Raw genomic sequence first — 17,733 nt, 5'->3', positions numbered from 1 at the left:
GAGAGAGTAGAACGAAACGAAACCGTCCCAGACGGATGACCCGGACACCGGGGCGGCCTGACAGAGGAGGCAAGTCATGCGCAAACGGATCTTCTGGTTGTTGCCCGACCTGGCAAGCGCCCGCCGTACCATGGACGACCTGCTGCTGGCCCGTATCGAGAACAGTCACATCCACTTCGTCGGCCGCGATGGCGCGGACATGACCGGCCTGCACGAAGCGAACCTGTTCCAGACCTCGGACATCGTGCACGCGGCGGAAATGGGCCTGATGGTGGGCGGTGGCGTCGGTATCGTCGCCGGGGTCGTGGTGGCGATGTTCCCGATCGTCAGCGATACGCCGCAATGGGGCCTGGTCGGTGTGCTCGCCGTGCTGGGCGCGGTGTTCGGTGCCTGGGCCGCCAGCATGATCGGCAGTTCGGCGCCCAACAGCCGGCTGCGGGGCTTCGAGAAAGACATCGAGGCTGGCAGGCTGCTGCTGATGGTTGACGTGCCGCGCGGCCGCGTGGAAGAAATCGAGGCGCTGCTGCAGAGGGCCCATCCGGAAGCCCGTTTCGCGGGGCTCGATCCCGCGGTGCCAGCCTTCCCCTGATCCGTACGCCGGCAGCCCCGGGCGCGCCGTGTCCGGGCTGCCGTTCCGATCGTCTTCGCGCGCCCCACGTGGCGCGCCCTGGCGCATGTTCCCCCATGCGCCACGCTGCGGCCACACCGGACCGCCACCGGACCAACGGGCCCTGGTGTGATGCCGCAGCAACAGTTCCCCGCCCTCGATTGTTCCAGCGTTTGAACAATTACCTCTGATGAGGTACTTTGCGCCATGCCGCCGTGTGGTGCATCGTGACGATGCGTACTGCCGCGCGGCGGGCAGCGGCACAAAACAATTCAAGCCAGCAGCTTCAGGAGGGGTCAACAATGAGGAACGCGCGATACATCGCGTGCGGCATGCTTGCCGTCACGCTCGGGTTTGTCACGTCCATGGCGGCGCATGCGGAACCCGGCATCAGCAAGTCAACCATCCGGATCGGCCAGTCGGCCGGTGTCAGCGGGCCCGTGGCCGGATCGGTCAAGGAACAGATCGCGGGTGCCCAGGTGTACCTGAACCACGTGAACGCCAATGGCGGCGTGGCCGGCCGGCGCATCGAACTGCTGACCTACGACGATGGCTTCGACGCCAGGCGCACGCCCGACAACGTACGCAAGCTGATCGGCGAGGACAAGGTGTTCGCGCTGTTCATGGTGCGCGGCACGCCGCAGAACGAGAGCATCCTGCCCATCATCGGAGCCGAGAAGGTGCCGCTGATCGCGCCGCTGACGGGTGCCATCACGCTGCACCGGCCAGTGAACCGCTACGTGTTCAACGTCCGCGCCAAATACCAGGACGAAGTGGCCCGCGCCATCAACCACCTGGCAACGTCCGGCATGAGCCGCATCGCCATTTTCTACGCCAACGACGGCTTCGGGCAGGACGTCTTCGAAGGCTTCAACACGGCGTTGCAGGCGCGCGGCGTGCAGCCGGCGGGCGCGGCGTCGTTCAACCGTCCCATGGGCGACATCAGCCAGGGCGTGGCCAGCGTCAACAAGGCCAACCCGCAGGCGGTGATGGTGATCGGCTCCGGCTCGGAGGCCGCGCGGATCATCCGCGAAATGAAGAAGGCCGGCAGCGAGGCGCAGTTCGTCACGCTGTCCAACAACGCGGCGGATTCGTTCATCAAGGAGCTGGGCGACGATGGCAAGGGCCTGATCATCACCCAGGTGGTGCCGGGCATGAATTCGAGCCAGATGAGCATTGCCAGCGAGTATCGCGGCCTGGCCAAGGCCCAGAAGCTGGAGCCCAGCAACGCGGGCATGGAGGGCTTCATGTCGGCCAAGGTGCTGGTGGAAGGGCTGCGCCGTGCCGGCCCCGAGCCCACGCGCGAAAAGCTGGTGGCCGCGCTGGAGGGCCTGCGCGATTACGACCTGGGCGGCATCCTGATCAGCTACAGCCCCACGCGTCACACCGGGTCGTCTTTCGTGGAAATGTCGATCGTTTCGTCGACCGGCAAGCTGATCCGCTGACCGGCGGCTCGCCCGCCCCCGCCCGCCCCGCGGGCCGCCAACGCGGCTCGAGGGCTGCGGTATAGTTGCCGCCATGGCGACTTCCAACGCAGCTCATCCTTTTTCGCTGGCCGGACGCGTGGCCCTGGTCACGGGCGGCGCGCAGGGCCTTGGCCTGGCCATGGCCGGTGCGCTGGCCGATGCCGGCGCGCATGTGCTGGTCTGCGCGCGCAACGCGCAGCGCGTGGCCGATGCCGTATCGCAACTGCAGGCGCAGGGCGCCATGGCCGAGGCGCTCGTGCTGGACATCACCGACGCGGCCGCCGTTGCGCAGGCCTTCGAAGGCATCGCGTCCCGGCATGGCCGGCTCGACATCCTGGTCAACAACGCCGGCACGCGCAATCGCAACAGCATGGCGCACCTGGATGCCGATGACCTGCGCGCGATGCTCGACACCAACCTCGTGGCACCCTACGCGCTGTGCCGGCATGCCGCGCGGCTGATGCAGCAGGGCCAGTACGGCCGCATCGTCAACGTGACGTCGATTGCCGGGCAGGTGGCGCGCGCCAACGACGTGCTGTATCCCGCCACCAAGGGCGGCCTCGACGCGCTCACGCGTGCGATGTCCGCAGACCTGGGCCGGTTCGGCATCACCGTCAATGCCGTGGCCCCCGGCTACTTTGCCACCGAGCCGAACCAGGCCATGGTGGACGATGCATCCGTGGCCGAATGGCTGCGCAATCGCACGTCACTGGGCCGCTGGGGCCAGCCTGCCGAGGTGGCGGGCGCCGTGGTCTTCCTGGCCTCGCCCGCCGCGTCCTACGTCACCGGCCAGGTGCTGGCCGTCGATGGCGGCTACCTCGGCCACTTCTGACTTCGGCAAACCGCCGGTCTCCCGGACGATTCAGATCCGCTTGCTCGCGCCATAGTGGGCGCGCAGGCAGTCGATCATGGCCGCCGAGGCGGCCGAATCGCTGCGCTCCCTGAGCCGCACCAGGCAGATCTCGCGCACCAGCGCGGGCATCTGCATCGGCCGGATGGCCAACCCCTCGCGCCGGAACTGGAACAGCGCCAGCGCCGGCACCACCGATACGCCCAGGCCCGCCTGGACCAGCGCGGCCACCGTGGCCAGGTGCTCCACCTCCATCACCCCGTGCAGCTTCAGCGGATGCATGGCGGCGTCCAGATGCTGCCGCACACTGCTGGTCCGCGACAGCTGGATGAACGGCAGCCCGGCCAGCGACTGGGGGGCGATGCGCCGCCTCGTGGCCAGCGGATGGTCGGCCGGGCACACCAGGTGGAAGGTGTCATGGACCAGCGATTCCACGCGCAGGTCGGCGTCCTGCGCCGGGGCCGGCGCCAGCGCGAAGTCCGCCTGCCCGCGTCGCACCATGTCGATGCAGCCATCGGCCAGCTGGTCGTACAGTTCCAGCGAGATGCCCGGATAGCGCCGATGAAAGTCCGCCAGCAGCGGCGGCAGGTCGCCGCCCGCCAGCGAGGGCAGCGCGGCAATGGCCACGCGCCCCTTGCGGCGTTCCGCGTGGTCGCGCAGGTCTTCGAACGCGCTCTCGAAATCGGCCAGCAGGCGGCGCGCCACTTCCTCGAACCGCTTGCCGTCGGCACTGAGGTCCACGTGCCGCGTGGTGCGCTCGAACAGCCGGCTCCCGGCCTGGTCTTCCAGCGTCTGGATCAGTGTGCTGAAGGCAGATTGAGACAGGTGGCAGGCCTGCGCCGCCCGGGTGAAATTGCGATGCGTGGCCAGCGCCACGAAGGCGCGCAGGTGCTTGACCGAGAGATTCGACAGCATGGCGGGATAGTCCGGCGGATTCATCCAGGAAGTCGATAGATTAATCCAAATAATCCGTTTTCGCGTGGCAGAACCCGGCCCTAGAATGAGACCGCTGCCAACCCGGCCACCGTGGCCGGTCTGGCCAGCACCCATTGCCGAAGAGTCATTCCTCCAGACGTTGCCAACGCCCATGACTGCTCCCCTGCTGATCGGGTCCGGGGCCGGATTCTCCGGCGACCGTACCGACGCCGCCCTGCCGGTGGTGCGTACGCTGATCGCCGCCGGCGGCCCGGCGGCGCTGATTTTCGAAACGCTGGCCGAGCGCACGCTGGCACTGGCCCAACTGGCGCGCCGCGACAACCCCGAGCACGGCTACGAGCCGTTGCTGGACCATCTGCTGACGCCTGTGCTGGGCCTTTGCCTGGCCAACCGCATCCCGATCATCGGCAATTTCGGGGCCGCCAATCCGCGCGCCGCCGCCCGCCGCATCCTGGCGCTGGCTGCCGAACTGGGGCTGGCCGCCCCGCGCGTGGCGGTGGTGGAGGGCGACGACCTGTCGCATGACGCCGGCCGCACCATGCTGCGCGGCATCGTCGGCGATGCGTTTCCCGAAGCGCGCTTCGTTTGCGCCAACGCCTATATCGGCGCCCAAGGCATTGCCGACGCGCTGGGCGACGGCGCGCAGGTGGTGGTTTGCGGCCGCGTGGCCGACCCGGCTTTGGCCGTGGGCCCGGCAATGGCCCATTTCGGCTGGGCCTGGGACGACTGGACCCGCCTGGCCGCCGCTACCATGGCCGGCCATCTGCTGGAGTGCGGCGCGCAGGTCAGCGGCGGCTATTTTGCCGACCCCGGCATGAAGGATGTGCCCGACGTCCACGACGTGGGCTTCCCGATTGCCCGGCTCGACGCCGACGGCGGCATCGAGATCTTCAAGGCGGCCAATACGGGCGGCTGCGTGGACCTGCGCACGGTCAAGGAACAACTGCTGTACGAAGTGCACGACCCCTGTGCCTACCTGACGCCCGACGTGGTGGCCGATATCGGCCAGGTCACCGTCGAGCAGATCGGCCCCGATCGCGTGGCCGTGCGCAATATCCGCGGCCATGCGCGGCCGGCGGAACTGAAGGCCAACCTGTTTCACCTGGGCGGCTGGTTTGCCGAAGGCGAGATTTCCTACGCAGGCCCCAATGCCGCCGCCAGGGCGCGTCTGGCCGCCGACATCGTGCGCAAGCGCATGCAGGGGCTGGGGTTCGATGTGCCGATCCGCTTCGACCTGATCGGCGTGCTGAGCGTGTTCGGCGACGATGCCGGCACCATGCTGGCCGCGCCACAGCCTGGCGAGGCCGAAGCCCGCGACGTGCGCATGCGCGCTGCGCTGGCGCACGAGGACAAGGCCGTGGCGCAGGCGCTGCTGCGCGAAGTCAACGCGCTCTATACCTGCGGACCGGCCGGCGGTGGCGGCGTACGCACCGCGCTACGGACGCGCCTGAACGCCACGTCGTGCCTGGTGCCGCGCCAGGCCGTGGCGGCGTCCCATTCGATCGTGACTGCCTGACCGGAGCCCGCCATGACCGCAACCCAGCAAGCGCCGCTCTACCAGTTCGCCCATGGCCGTACCGGCGACAAGGGCGACCGTTCCAACATCAGCGTGATTGCCTACGATGCACGCGATTTTGACCACCTGGTGGCCCATGTCACCGAAGACGCCGTGCGCGCGCTGTTCGCCGCGCGCCAGCCCCGGGCCGTGAAGCGCCACGTCGTGCCCTCCATCCAGGCCATGAATTTCGTGATCGACGGCGTGCTGGACGGCGGCGTCAACGATGCGCTGAATCTCGATACCCACGGCAAGGCGCTGGCCTTTCTGCTGCTGGGTTTGCCGATCCCCTTGCCGCCGCGGCTCGCCGGCGGCGCCGCATGAGTGCCGAGCCGTCCCATATGTCAAAACGATTCGAGGAGACACAGATGTACGGAATTCGCAGGCCGCAGGCCGTTGCCGCCGCTATCGCCACGTTCGCGTGCCTGGCCTTGCCCGCTGGCAGCGCATGGGCGGACTTCCCGGACAAGCCGATCCGCTTTGTCGTGCCGTTCGCGGCCGGCAGCGCCACCGACCAGCTTGCGCGGGCCATCGGACAAGCCATGACGGTGGACAGCAAGGCCACCGTCGTGGTGGACAACAAGCCCGGCGCGAACGGCTTCATTGCCGCCTCCGACGTGGCCAAGGCCGCGCCGGACGGCTACACGGTGCTGATCACCACCAACACCACCCACGCTGCCAACGAACACCTGTTCAAGAAGCTGCCCTATGACCCGGTGAAGGACTACGCGCCGGTGTCGGCGCTGGGCCGTGGCGGCCAGATCATGGTGGTCAACCCGCAGGTGCCGGCCAAGACCGTGGGCGAGTTCATCGCGCTGGCCAGGAAGGAACCGGGCAAGCTCAGCTTCGGCAGCGGCAGTTCGTCGTCGCGCATCGCCGGAGAGCTGTTCCAGCAGATGGCCCATGTGCAGCTGCTGCACGTACCGTACAAGAGCAATCCGCTGGCCATCACCGACCTGCTGGGCAACCAGATCCAGATGATGATCACGGACACCGCCACGGGCCTGCCGCAGGTCAAGACCGGCAAGCTCCGCGCGCTGGGCGTGTCGGGCAAGGCCCGCTCGCCGCTGGCGCCGGACGTGCCCACCATCGACGAAGCCGGCGTGAAAGGCTACGAGATGAGCTACTGGTTTGCCGCCTATGCCCCGGCCGGCACGCCGCCCGCAGTGGTCACGAAGCTGAACCAGATGCTGGTCAAGGCCGCGAAGAGCGATACGGCATCGAACTTCTACAAGTCGACCGGCACCGAAGTGTTCACCAGCACGCCGGCCGAACTGGCCAAGTTCCAGACCCAGGAATCGGACAAGTGGGGCCGCATCATCAAGGCCGCCAATATCCAGCCCGAATAAGACCGCAGCCCCCCTGCCTCCCGCGCTCCTTTCGTCCCTGCCGGCCAGGCGGACGAAGGGGGCCGGGACGGCCGCGCAGGCCGGCCCAGCCCAGCCTGCCCTCACACTTGCCTCACCCCGCCCCACCGGGATACAGCGTTTCGGCGTCCGCAGAAACGGGTACGCCTGTCGCAAGATCGTTGCACTCCGTTGTCCCCGCACATCACCAAAATCAGAATTCAAAAAGTTTGATATCAGGCACTTCCGATATTCGATTCTGGCGATTCTGCGAGATCGTCTTGCTCACTCCCTTGACCGGCGCGGCATTCCGGGCGGCGGGATTGCAGGCGTAACAGATTTGTGATCGGAAATGTGAAACGAGTAGGCATGAAGGGGGGTATCCATCACTTCCATTCATGGTTTACCCTGCGGGCCATTTTCGGATGCTTACATCCGGTGACGAGCGGCAATGTGTGGGTAGGCAGATGCTGGGGTTATGGAGCCGCCGTTAAGGCGTCCAACTTGGATGACAGCCTGTGCTTGGGTCACACATATGCATTCGCAAGACATATCAGTCATCTGACGGTCAACATGAAGTTTCCCCTTTTCGCAGCCCTATCCTTCTCTAGCGCCACCGCCATGGCGGCCACGCAAGCCGTTGTTCTGGAAACCCCGGTAACCTACGCTCCCGGTTCCGAGGTCGTCCAGCAGGTCAAGAACGAATGCCATATCGAGGACATGCTGGCCACCCGGGTGGGAGACGTCCTCCGCAAGCGCAACAAAGGCGGCCCCGGCACGGTAGCGGTGGGCGCCGATGCCAGCGGGTCGCAAGTGCTAAGGCTTCAGATTTCCCACGTGCTCGGCATTGGCGGCGGTGCGTGGACGGGTCCGAAGGCCATTACCGTCAATGCCGAGTTGCTCGAAGATGGCAAGGTTGTCCGGAATACGAAGGTAAATCGCTGGTCTATCGGCGGATTCTGGGGCGCGTTCAAGGGAACTTGCTCGATCCTGGATCGCAGCGCCATCGTGATTGCCAAGGATATGGCCCGGTGGGTGCGTGACCCGTCCTATGTCGTAAAGGACGAGGGCCCGCCGAAGGATGCGTCGTCCGCAGAGCCTGTAGCCGCCGAACCGGCGACCCCACCACTGCATGCACCCGCAGCCGAGCCCGCGCCCGCGCCGGTCGAGTAACACCAATCCAGATTATTTCCCAGTGCTTTGACGGGTGCGAAAACCCCGTCTGGCCCGTGTTACGCCGATGTCTTTCAAACCGTCTCACATTGCTGCTGCCGGGCACTCGCGGTAGCCCGCAGCCGTCCAGCATTCAACAGACCTGTCCCACTTAGCCTTCGATTTCCCAACCCAGGGCAGCACAGACTGCCCGCTCTCTTAATGCCCGCAAGGGGTCAAATATCCATGAAGAAGACGCTCGCATTTACGCTGTTGGCATCCGCCGCCGTCATCGCCGCCTGTGGCGGCTCGGACGGGGAAAGCACGAACAGCGCCGGCACCACCGGCGCCACAGCCGGTTCCACTGCAAACGCGATGGCGCCGCTCGATGCGCCTTGCCTGACGCCGATGGGGGATGGCAATAAGATGACCGTGTCGGCGAATGCCGGTCCGGTGACGGAGGTCGTGACGTTCGAAGGCAAGCACATCGGCCAGACCACGTTCGATGGCAAGCGCCTCGATACCATCGACGTTCAGGCCAGCGGCACGCTGTTCCACGCCGTATCGTCCAACTTCCGCATCTATCTGGATCCGGAAACCGTGCTGTTTCCGCTCGGCGTGACCGAGTTCGGGCACCGGGGCTATCCTGATGGGCCTTGGGTCAAGTATCGGCGCTTTACCTATGAGGATGCCGCGGGCAAGCCGGCCAGGCTGTCGCTGCTGGGCATGCAGCCCAACGAGACGCGCACCGTGACCATGGCGGAGGAGCGGGAGTCCGCGTTGGCCACCGATCCGCAGCCGGCGTTTACCCGTGGCGTTGATCGGAAGGTCCAGTTGACGGTGCAATACATTGGACGCGAAGACGTGGCCGCGATGGGCAAGTCCTACACCAACACGTGCAAGGTCAAGATCCGGTTTGACCGTGAGCCGGGGAGCTACTTTCCCAACCTTGAGGCGACTGTCTGGCTGGCGCCCGGCCTGGGCCCAGTCAAGCTGAGCGGCTTGCCGCTGCTGCGCGTGGACACCTTGTCGGCCGAGACGTCGGGCATCGTGGCCAACTGATCGGCCGTGCATTGCCCCCGCGCGATGCCCCAAGGCAAAACACCCGAGCCCTGCCTCCAGGCGCTGGGGTGTTCGCCTTGGCCTTCTGAGCGCCCGGCACTTGGCGCAGCGGCTAAGCCAGCTTGCGCCGGCCGGAACGTCAAGCGTGCAGCAGTTCGGCATGTGAGTCGTATGCAGCACATATCCGCGCGACAGACGATGAACGAGGGCTGACGTACCCGTGACAGCCTGCGGCCCCGACATCCCCGGATTTTTCCTGGGGATTCGCATAGAGTGATCGGAGCGGGACACTACGGAGGGCGGCCAATGGCGCACGGATTCCAACGAATGTCGCACGGACGGCGCAGGCTTGTGATCGCGGGCGGGTGGTCCATGCTGCTGGCGGCGCCCGCCTGGCACGCCATGGCGCAGCCGGTGCAGGGCAAGGCGAAATCGAAGGTTGGCGTAGTCGGCTCGGGCCGGCTGGGCAGCGCGGTGGGCAGTCTGCTGGTGAAGGCGGGACACCCGGTGATGTTCGCGTCGCGCCATCCTGAGGAACTGAAGGCGCTGACCGATTCGCTCGGGCCGTTGGCCCAGGCCGGTACCGTCGCCCAGGCCGTGGCATTTGCTGACGTGATCCTGCTGGCGGTGCCCTACGGTGCGGTGCCCGATGTGGGCCAGCAGAACCGTTGGCAGGGCAAGATCGTGCTGGATGCCACCAACGCCGTGGCGGCGCGCGACGGCGCCATCGTGGACGAGGTCAAGGCCAACGGCATTGGCGTCACCACGGCCAAATACCTGGCCGGTGCGCGCATCGTGCGCGTGTTCAATTTCACGGGGGCGGCTGAGTTCACGCGCGAAAGTCACCGCAAGCCGCCGCTGATGGCGGTGCCGATGGCCGGCAACGACGCCGAGGCGCTATCCGTGGCGGCCGGGCTGGTGCGCGACGCGGGGTTCGATCCAGTGGTGGTTGGGGGACTGTCCAGTGCCGACCGGTTCGCGCCCGGTGGCAAGCTGTTCCGCCAGATGGGGACTGCCGAAGAATTTCGCCGTGTGATGGACCAGCCGTAGTATGGACTGGCCGTTGCCGGCCGGCGCGGTGGGGGGCGAACGGGCAGCGCGTTAGCGCCGGCGCCACTCCATGGCCACCATCGATGGCGTGAAGCCCAGTTGGCCGAAGAATGCGGCTTCCGAGGAGCGCGCTGCGCGCAGGACCCAGGTGATGTCCGGGTCGTTGCCCATCACGTGGCGCAGCAAAGCGCGGCCGATGCCGCGGCGTCGATGCTGGGGCGCCACGGCGACCATCGAGATGTATCCGTTGGAGATATCGTCGCAGAGTGCTCGGGCGAAGCCGATGACCTCGCCGTTTTCCACCGCTACCGCCACGCGTTGGGAGTTGGCGATCAGTTGCGCGAACCGCTCGGGATTGCCGACCCGTTGTTCCCAACCGTTGGCAGCCAGCAGCAGCCGGGCCGCCTCCACCTCTGCGGGCAACGGATTACGGATTTCCATCGACAATTCCTCCTGCGTGATTCCGGAGCGCATGCATGCAGACCCTCCAGAAGTGGGGGGGCGCAGAGCGGCTGCGCCGCGTTTTCGCGCGATATGTCGCGACAATTCGTCGCGCATTTCGGCGCAGAGTGTAGCGAAGCCGATGCGGCGGCGTCAAACAACTTTGTCCGCAAAATGCGACCGTCCGCACGCACGGGCGCGTCCCGATGCGCGGCGCGCAACGGCCTGTCGCGCGCCGGAAGCTGGCGGTATGATGGCTGCCATGAACGCCCCCATCTTCTCCTCCGCACACCCGGCCGATCAGCTGGCCGAGTTCAGCAATGCCGATAGCGCCATGGCGCGTATCCGCGAGATCTACGACAGTTCCGTGGCGGCCGTGCGTGCGCGCTTCGACGCGTTTGCCAAGGGCAAGCCGCTGCCATCGGCGGCCCACGCGTGCTACCCGTATCTCGGCATCTCCGTCAACCTGGAAACCATGGTCACCGACAGCCGCCCGTCGTGGGGCACGGTGGCCTACCCCGGGGTGTACGGCACCACGGTCACGCGGCCGGATCTGCTGTGCGACTACTACCGCGACCAGATCGAACGGCTGATGCGCTATCACCGCGTGCCGGTGGTGGTGGGCCTGTCGCGCCGGCCGATTCCGCTGCCGTTCGTGATCGAGGCATCGACCACCGACATCAGCTACACCCAGGCCCGCGAACTGGAAGCCTCGTTCGTGCTGCCCGAGCTGAGCCGCATCGACGATTCGATTGCCAACGGCACCTACGAGCCCACACCGGGCGAAGCCTGGCCGTTGTCGCTGTTCCCGGCCGAACGCGTGGACCTGGCGCTGCAGCGGCTTTACCACTACACGGGCACGGCGCCGCATCACTTCCAGCGGTTCGTGCTGTTCACGAACTATCAGCGATATGTCGACGAGTTCGTGACATTGGGGCGCAACCTGATGTCTGGTGACGGTGGCGACGGCTATGTGCGGTTTGTCGAGCCGGGCGATGTGGTGCAGGACCTGGGCGGCGTCGAACCTGACGACGCGTCGCGCCCAAAGGCGCTGCCGCAGATGCCGGCCTATCACCTGGTGCGCGAGGACGGGCTCGGCGTGACGCTGGTGAACATCGGCGTGGGGCCGTCGAACGCCAAGACCATGACCGACCACCTGGCCGTCTTGCGGCCACATTGCTGGCTGATGGTGGGCCACTGCGGCGGACTGCGCCGCTCGCAGCAACTGGGCGATTACGTGCTGGCGCACGCCTACGTGCGCGACGATCATGTGCTGGACCACGACCTGCCGCCGTGGGTGCCGGTGCCCCCGATCGCCGAAATCCAGGTGGCGCTGCAGGAAGCGGTGGCCCGCGTGACGGGTTTGTCCGGCACCGAGATGAAGACGCGCATGCGCACCGGCACGGTGGTATCGACCGACGACCGTAACTGGGAGCTGAAGTCGAAGGCGCTGTACGCGCGCTTCAACCAGTCGCGCGCGATTGCGATCGACATGGAAAGCGCGGCCGTGGCTGCCAATGGCTTCCGCCTGCGCGTACCCTATGGCACGTTGCTGTGCGTATCCGACAAGCCACTGCATGGCGAGTTGAAACTGCGCGGCATGGCCAACGCGTTCTACCGCCAGCGCGTCAGCCAGCACATGACGATCGGCCTGGAAGCCATCCGCATCCTGCGCGAGAACGGCGTCGAGGAACTGCACTCGCGCAAGTTGCGCAGCTTCGACGAACCGGCGTTCCGCTAACGCCGGGGGCCCGGAGACCATGGCCGGCCTCACGCCCTTCGACGGGAAACAGAAATAAAAAAGCGCGCGGCGTTGCCGCGCGCAGTGAGGCGGGAAGGACGTCGGTTAGGCGGCCTTCCCTCGAGGAGACAAAGTGGAAAGTCTCGGAAAAACCTTAATTTCGTAGACCCCTCAGAAGCGATAGCCCACGCCGGCGCTGAACAGCCACGGGTCGAGGCTGACCGTCGACACCTTGACACCATTGGCGTAGACGTTGCTGGAAATCCAGACCTTCTTGGCGTCCACGTTCAGGAACCAGTTCTTGGTGAGCTTGTAGTCCATGCCGATCTGCAGGGCCGGACCCACGCTCCACTTGTCCAGACCCAGCGTGCCACCGGCCAGATCGGCGCCATAGATGCGCGTCGCGTTCACGCCGGCCCCGACGTACGGGCGGAACGTGCCGTTCGGCAGGAAGTGGTACTGCAGCAGGAGGCTCGGCGGCAGGTGCTTGAACGTGCCGATCTTCGTGCCGTCAAGGCTTACGTCCTGCTTCTGCGGAATGGTCAGCACCAGTTCGGCCGCGATATGCGGGACGATGAAGTAGGTGATATCGACTTCCGGGATCCACTTGTTGTTGACGTGGATGCGATCCGATGCACCCACCCCACCCACGGGATCCGACTTGTTGGCCATGTCCAGATAGGTGCCGCGCAGGCGGACCATCCAGTTGCCCTGCGCTTCGTCAGCGGCAATGGCGGGCGCGGAAATGCTGCCGAAGGTGGCGGCGGCGAGCGCCATGCAGATCGAGGAAACGAGGGTCTTGCGGCGGGGAGAAGTTGCAGTGGTCATGTTGGTCAGGCACAAAACATCGAAAAAGTGCGACCAGTGTGTCTTGAGCGAGGCCCCCAAACCTTGATGCAGGACAAGTGAAGTGCAGCCCACGCAAATTGGATGGAACTGCGTCGTCAATGCGCGACACCGGCGGTGGCGCAGCCCGGCAGGGGCTTGCGACACGCGGTGAATGCTTCTATGGACATGCGGATTTATTCGTGGCGCCCGCGCGTTGCGGCCCGTACGCTGTGGGCTCGTGGTTGTGCACCGCGCATGTCGTGGGCGTCCGCCAGGACGTCTTTTCAGGTGTGCCCTGTGGGGGCAGGGCACACCGTTTTTCCGCCAGATCGGACGATCAGCGCAAGCCGCGGATCAAGCCGCCTCGGCCTGGTCCTGATCCTGCGCCTGCAGATGCCGGTTGACACCCGACACCATGGCCTTCAGCGATGCCGTGACGATGCTGGCGTCCACGCCGGCGCCAAAGCCCGTCGGCGAATCGCCAACACGAACTTCCACATAGCAGGCCGCATTGGCATCGGCGCCAGTGGTCATGGCGTGCTCGTGATAGTCCATCACCCGCACGGCAATGCCCAGGCCGCGTGAGAACGCATCGACGGTGGCGTCGATGGGCCCGTTGCCCGCACCGCGCACCCGCACGGGCTGCCCGTCGCGTGTCACTTCCATCTCGATTTCCACGGCGTTGTCGCGGGTCGACACCATGCGGTGCGACACATAGCGCAGCGGCGCCTCTACGTCGAGGTATTCGCGGCGGAACAGCGCGTAGAGGTCCTCTGCACTGGCTTCGAGCCCGGTCTGGTCGGTCATCACCTGCACCGCGCGGCTGAATTCGATCTGCAGGCGGCGCGGCATGAAGATGCCATGGGCCTGCTCCAGCAGATACGCCATGCCGCCCTTGCCCGACTGGCTGTTCACGCGGATGACCGCGTCGTAGCTGCGGCCCAGGTCGGCGGGGTCGATCGGCAGGTAGGGCACTTCCCAGATGGCGTCAGGCTTCTGCTGCGCAAAGCCCTTGCGGATGGCGTCCTGGTGAGAGCCGGAAAAGGCCGTGAAGACCAGGTCGCCCACGTACGGATGGCGCGGGTGCACGGGCAGCTGGTTGCAGTGTTCCACGCACTGGCGCACTTCGTCGATATCGGAAAAATCGAGTTCGGGGTCTACGCCCTGGGTGTAAAGATTCAGCGCCAGCGTGACCAGATCGACGTTGCCGGTGCGTTCGCCGTTGCCGAAGAGGCAGCCTTCCACGCGGTCGGCGCCGGCCATCACGGCCAGTTCGGCGGCGGCCACGGCGGTGCCGCGGTCGTTATGCGGATGGACGGACAGCACGATGTGTTCGCGTCGCGCCAGATGCCGATGCATCCATTCGATCTGGTCGGCAAAGATGTTGGGCGTGCTGCATTCCACCGTGGTGGGCAGGTTCAGGATCATCGGGCGCGTGGCATCCGGTTGCCAGACGGCCGACACCGCGTCAGATACTTCCAGCGAGAAATCGAGCTCGGCCAGGCTGAAGGTCTCGGGCGAGTATTCGTACGACCAGGCTGTTTCCGGCATGGCATCGGTCAGCTCGCGGATCAGGCGCGTGCCGGACACGGCCACCTCCTTGATCTCGTCGCGCGACGCATTGAACACGATGCGCCGCCAGGCCGGGGCGATCGGGTTGTACAGGTGCACGGTGGCGCGTTTGGCGCCGCGCACCGATTCCACGGTGCGGCGGATCAGGTCATCGCGCGCCTGGGTCAGCACCACGATGGTGACGTCGTCCGGAATGCGGTCTTCCTCGATCAGCATGCGGACAAAATCGAAATCGGTCTGCGATGCAGACGGGAACGCGACCTCGATTTCCTTGAGACCGACCTTCACCAGCTGTTCGAAGAAGCGCAGCTTGCGGGCGCTGTTCATCGGCTCGATCAGCGCCTGGTTGCCGTCGCGCAGATCGGTGCTCATCCAGCGCGGTGCGCGGGTGATCTGGCGCGATGGCCACGCGCGGTCGGGCAAATCGACAACGGTGGCGGGACGGTACTTGGCGGCGGGGTTGCGCAACATGGGCATGGGTATCTCCTTCCTCGCTAAGGAAGCATCAGGAAGCGCCTCGCGGTACGAGGGCTTCGTGTGAACGGAAAAACAGGAAAACGGAAAAAGGGTGGCGAAAGGCTGCCGAACTGCCACGGGGCACTAGGCCCGGCAACCGATCGGTAGGCCTAGCAGTAGCGAGGAAGCGCCCAGCAGGGCGCGGCACGACGTCAGGGCGGCCAGCGAACCCTCAACACGCGCGCGCACGGCGGCACCGATGCGCGAGGCATCTGCGGCGTGGCGGAGGGTGAAGGTGTTGGCTGGCATCGTGCGAGAAGGATATCGTCGCGCCATCTGGCACGGACGAACAGGATGAGGGTAGTGCAAAACTGGCCACAGCGTCAACCGTCGGCATGTCGTCTGACAGGTCTGATTCGGCCTGGAATGCGAGGCACCGCACGTCAAAGCCTTACCCCGAACGGATGGACTCCACCCGATATGTGGGTTGGCGCTCAGTCCTCTGGCCGGTACATCGCCATCCACTTCCCGCCTAGGCTGACAGCAGCAGGAACGGGATCGATAACGACAGAGGGGGCAATCATGCGTACACGTACGTGGACGGGGTGGATCGCGTGCATGGCGACCGCCATGCTGCTGGGGGCATGTGGCGGCGGTGGCGGCAGCTCGGGCGCCGGCGCGACGGCACCCGCGGGAACCGGCGGCGATGCCGGTGGCAGCGCAGGTGGCAACGGTGGTAGCGGCAGCACGGCCGTCGCCAAGTCGTACACGCTGGTCATGAACCGTACGTCGGGGCAGGTAGGCGTGGGCAGCACCCTCTCGCTGACGGCATCGGTTGTCGACGATCTCGGCAACGACGTCACGAGCGCCACGACCTTCGTCTGGACCAGCGGCAACGGCTCCGTGGCAGCGGTGGCCAACGGCACCATCCCCGGCAGCGCCGTGGTGACAGGCGTGGGCGTGGGCACTACGGCCGTGAACGTGGCCGCGACGGTGGCCGGCGCCAATGGCACGGCAACCGCGCTCCCGCAGGTGGCCGCCACGATCACCGTGGTGGCACCGGGTGTGCGTACGTACAGCCTGGCGCTGCCGTATCCGGTGCTGTCGATGACCAACGGCCAGGTGCTGCCGGTAACGGCATCGCTGATCGACAGCGACGGCGCGGACCGCTCGGGCGCCGCCACCGGCTGGACGTGGCGCAGCAGCACGACGGCCGTCCAGGCCACCGGCTCCACCAACGTGGGCACACTGCGCGGCGTCAACACCAGCGACACCACGGCGCAGTCCATGGTGACGGTGCAGGTCACCGCGCCCGACGGCAATACCCTGACCGGCGCCTTCCTGGTGTCGGTGTTCAAGACCAGCGTGTCGACCTATCGCCTGGTGCTGTCGCAGTACGGCAAGCAGATCAACGCGCTGAACGTGCTGAATGGCTACCCACAGACCTACGATTCGCGCGTGCTGCGCAATGACGAGAGCGATGCCACGGCCGACTTCACCGGGCTGTGGACGTACATGACCACCTCGCCGTCGCTGGCGGTGGTGCCAAACGCGTCCACGCGCGTGACCACGGTCAGCACCAGCCGCCCGACCGGCATCGCCCCGCTGCAAAGCGTGCTGGACGAAATGGCCGGCAGCCTGACCATCACCGCCAAGCCGCGCGCCCAGCTGCTGGTGACCGAGCAGCCGACGTGGGGCCTGATCTACAGCGGCCCGAGCCCGTTCGTCGTGCCGAATGGCGGGGCACCGGTTTCCGCCCACCTGTTGCACCGTGGCATTGACGAAGGCGTCACGGGTTGCAACGGTACGTGGAACTGGCAGGTGGGCAGCGGTCCGGTGTCGATCGTGCCGCACGGGGGCAACCTGGCATCGGTGGTGCCCACCGGATCGGGACCCTTCACGGTGATCGTCTCATGTACCGCCGGGACCGAGGCCATGCCGGTGTCGCTGACGATTCCGGGGGTGGCGCAATAGGGCAGGGTGGACGCGAAGCATGCACGCTGGCGGGGGGTGTTTCGTTGGGTGGGCGCCACGCAGAAATGGGTACGCTTCGCCGATCGACCGCGGGTTTGCTCCCCTCTCCCGTACACGGGAGAGGGGTCGGGGGAGAGGGCAAGGGGGTTCAATCGGCGATATCGGTGCCTTGTGGGCCAACCCTCTCCCCCACCCCTCTCCCGCAGGCGGGAGAGGGGAGCGCATAGCGAGCGGCGCCGCGCTGGTACGCAGAAACGGGTACGCAAGGGCGCCGCGCCAAAACAAAACGGCGACCCCAAGGGATCGCCGTTGTCATTGCCGAGCCGCTCGGGCCGGTGCCGTCATCAGGATTTGCGTACGAAGCGGATGACCTGCTCGTTGCTGCCGCCGGAAGCGGTACTGCCCGTATCGCCGGAACCGGCGCCCGACGTGTTCGCGTCGCACGTGCCGCAGCCGCTGTTCGTATCGCAGCCGCTGGCGCACCCCGCGGCCTGGGTCGGGGCCAGGCGTCGTGCCAGCCATCCGCGCCAGCCGCTGGCCGCCGCGCCGCCCAGCATCGCCGCCAGCCGTGCCTTCGCGCGCTCGCGGGTGCGCGGCATATAGCGGCCCGCCACGTGGATGGCGCAGCCCAGCACGATTAGCGGAACGATCAGGGTTTCGAAGGCGTGATAGAGGGTCATGGCCGTTGGACTTGAAG

The 17,733-nt window shown here is 66.4% G+C and carries 16 protein-coding genes; 11 read left to right on the top strand and 5 right to left on the bottom strand.

The genetic code is table 11. The features are described 5' to 3' along the window. The first annotated feature begins 76 nt into the window (after window positions 1-76). The 3 genes from AC3FJ6_RS24670 (at window position 77) to AC3FJ6_RS24660 (ending at window position 2,905) form a co-directional block, all read left to right on the top strand. Entirely contained in the window at window positions 77-589 is a 513-nt protein-coding gene (locus AC3FJ6_RS24670; RefSeq protein WP_153948673.1) for a DUF1269 domain-containing protein, read from the top strand. Window positions 590-909: 320 nt separating this feature from the next. Then, window positions 910-2,052: an ABC transporter substrate-binding protein gene (locus AC3FJ6_RS24665; RefSeq protein ID WP_488774119.1), complete on the top strand. Its 1,143-nt coding sequence runs from the start codon at window positions 910-912 to the stop codon at window positions 2,050-2,052. 73 nt (window positions 2,053-2,125) lie between these two features. Next, window positions 2,126-2,905, top strand: coding sequence for an SDR family oxidoreductase (locus AC3FJ6_RS24660; RefSeq protein ID WP_488774118.1), 780 nt, complete (start codon window positions 2,126-2,128; stop codon window positions 2,903-2,905). Between the two features lie 30 nt (window positions 2,906-2,935). Here AC3FJ6_RS24660 and AC3FJ6_RS24655 read toward each other — a convergent pair whose 3' ends face one another. Next, entirely contained in the window at window positions 2,936-3,838 is a 903-nt protein-coding gene (locus AC3FJ6_RS24655) for a LysR family transcriptional regulator (RefSeq protein ID WP_488774162.1), read from the bottom strand. A gap of 172 nt (window positions 3,839-4,010) precedes the next feature. On the opposite strand from AC3FJ6_RS24655, the gene AC3FJ6_RS24650 reads away from it, so the two are divergent. The 6 genes from AC3FJ6_RS24650 (at window position 4,011) to AC3FJ6_RS24625 (ending at window position 10,024) form a co-directional block, all read left to right on the top strand. Beyond that, window positions 4,011-5,375 carry an acyclic terpene utilization AtuA family protein gene (locus AC3FJ6_RS24650; protein WP_488774117.1) on the top strand — a complete coding sequence of 455 codons (1,365 nt, stop codon included), beginning with the start codon at window positions 4,011-4,013 and terminating at the stop codon, window positions 5,373-5,375. Between the two features lie 12 nt (window positions 5,376-5,387). Continuing rightward, a complete protein-coding gene (locus AC3FJ6_RS24645) occupies window positions 5,388-5,738 on the top strand; it encodes an AtuA-related protein (protein ID WP_029050764.1) in 351 nt (116 codons plus the stop codon). Between the two features lie 44 nt (window positions 5,739-5,782). After that, on the top strand, window positions 5,783-6,763 hold the full coding sequence (locus AC3FJ6_RS24640) for a Bug family tripartite tricarboxylate transporter substrate binding protein (protein ID WP_153948668.1): 981 nt from the start codon (window positions 5,783-5,785) through the stop codon (window positions 6,761-6,763). 501 nt (window positions 6,764-7,264) lie between these two features. Then, window positions 7,265-7,933, top strand: a complete 669-nt coding sequence (locus tag AC3FJ6_RS24635) for a hypothetical protein (RefSeq protein WP_488774116.1) — start codon at window positions 7,265-7,267, stop codon at window positions 7,931-7,933. A 225-nt stretch (window positions 7,934-8,158) separates the two neighbouring features. Continuing rightward, a complete protein-coding gene (locus AC3FJ6_RS24630; protein WP_488774115.1) occupies window positions 8,159-8,974 on the top strand; it encodes a hypothetical protein in 816 nt (271 codons plus the stop codon). A gap of 327 nt (window positions 8,975-9,301) precedes the next feature. Then, complete coding sequence (locus AC3FJ6_RS24625) at window positions 9,302-10,024, top strand: NADPH-dependent F420 reductase (protein WP_488774114.1); 723 nt, start codon at window positions 9,302-9,304, stop codon at window positions 10,022-10,024. Between the two features lie 51 nt (window positions 10,025-10,075). On the opposite strand, the gene AC3FJ6_RS24620 is transcribed toward AC3FJ6_RS24625, so the two are convergent. Beyond that, window positions 10,076-10,465, bottom strand: a complete 390-nt coding sequence (locus AC3FJ6_RS24620) for a GNAT family N-acetyltransferase (RefSeq protein ID WP_101684913.1) — start codon at window positions 10,463-10,465, stop codon at window positions 10,076-10,078. Window positions 10,466-10,715: 250 nt separating this feature from the next. On the opposite strand from AC3FJ6_RS24620, the gene AC3FJ6_RS24615 reads away from it, so the two are divergent. Then, window positions 10,716-12,206, top strand: a complete 1,491-nt coding sequence (locus AC3FJ6_RS24615; protein ID WP_400394724.1) for an AMP nucleosidase — start codon at window positions 10,716-10,718, stop codon at window positions 12,204-12,206. Between the two features lie 171 nt (window positions 12,207-12,377). On the opposite strand, the gene AC3FJ6_RS24610 is transcribed toward AC3FJ6_RS24615, so the two are convergent. Beyond that, complete coding sequence (locus AC3FJ6_RS24610) at window positions 12,378-13,034, bottom strand: OmpW/AlkL family protein (RefSeq protein WP_488774113.1); 657 nt, start codon at window positions 13,032-13,034, stop codon at window positions 12,378-12,380. Window positions 13,035-13,388: 354 nt separating this feature from the next. After that, the gene (gene leuA, locus AC3FJ6_RS24605; protein ID WP_488774161.1) at window positions 13,389-15,077 is read right to left on the bottom strand and encodes a 2-isopropylmalate synthase; all 1,689 of its coding nucleotides are present in this window, start codon (window positions 15,075-15,077) and stop codon (window positions 13,389-13,391) included. A 567-nt stretch (window positions 15,078-15,644) separates the two neighbouring features. Here leuA and AC3FJ6_RS24600 point away from each other — a divergent pair. Then, entirely contained in the window at window positions 15,645-17,036 is a 1,392-nt protein-coding gene (locus AC3FJ6_RS24600; RefSeq protein WP_488774112.1) for a hypothetical protein, read from the top strand. Between the two features lie 344 nt (window positions 17,037-17,380). Here the strand turns inward: AC3FJ6_RS24600 and AC3FJ6_RS24595 are convergent, their stop codons facing one another. Then, the gene (locus AC3FJ6_RS24595; protein WP_400395622.1) at window positions 17,381-17,716 is read right to left on the bottom strand and encodes a DUF6587 family protein; all 336 of its coding nucleotides are present in this window, start codon (window positions 17,714-17,716) and stop codon (window positions 17,381-17,383) included. Window positions 17,717-17,733: the final 17 nt, after the last annotated feature.

It is taken from the genome of Cupriavidus sp. 94F1, from assembly GCF_057798875.1.
This window is presented reverse-complemented; position numbering and strand designations above follow the sequence as displayed.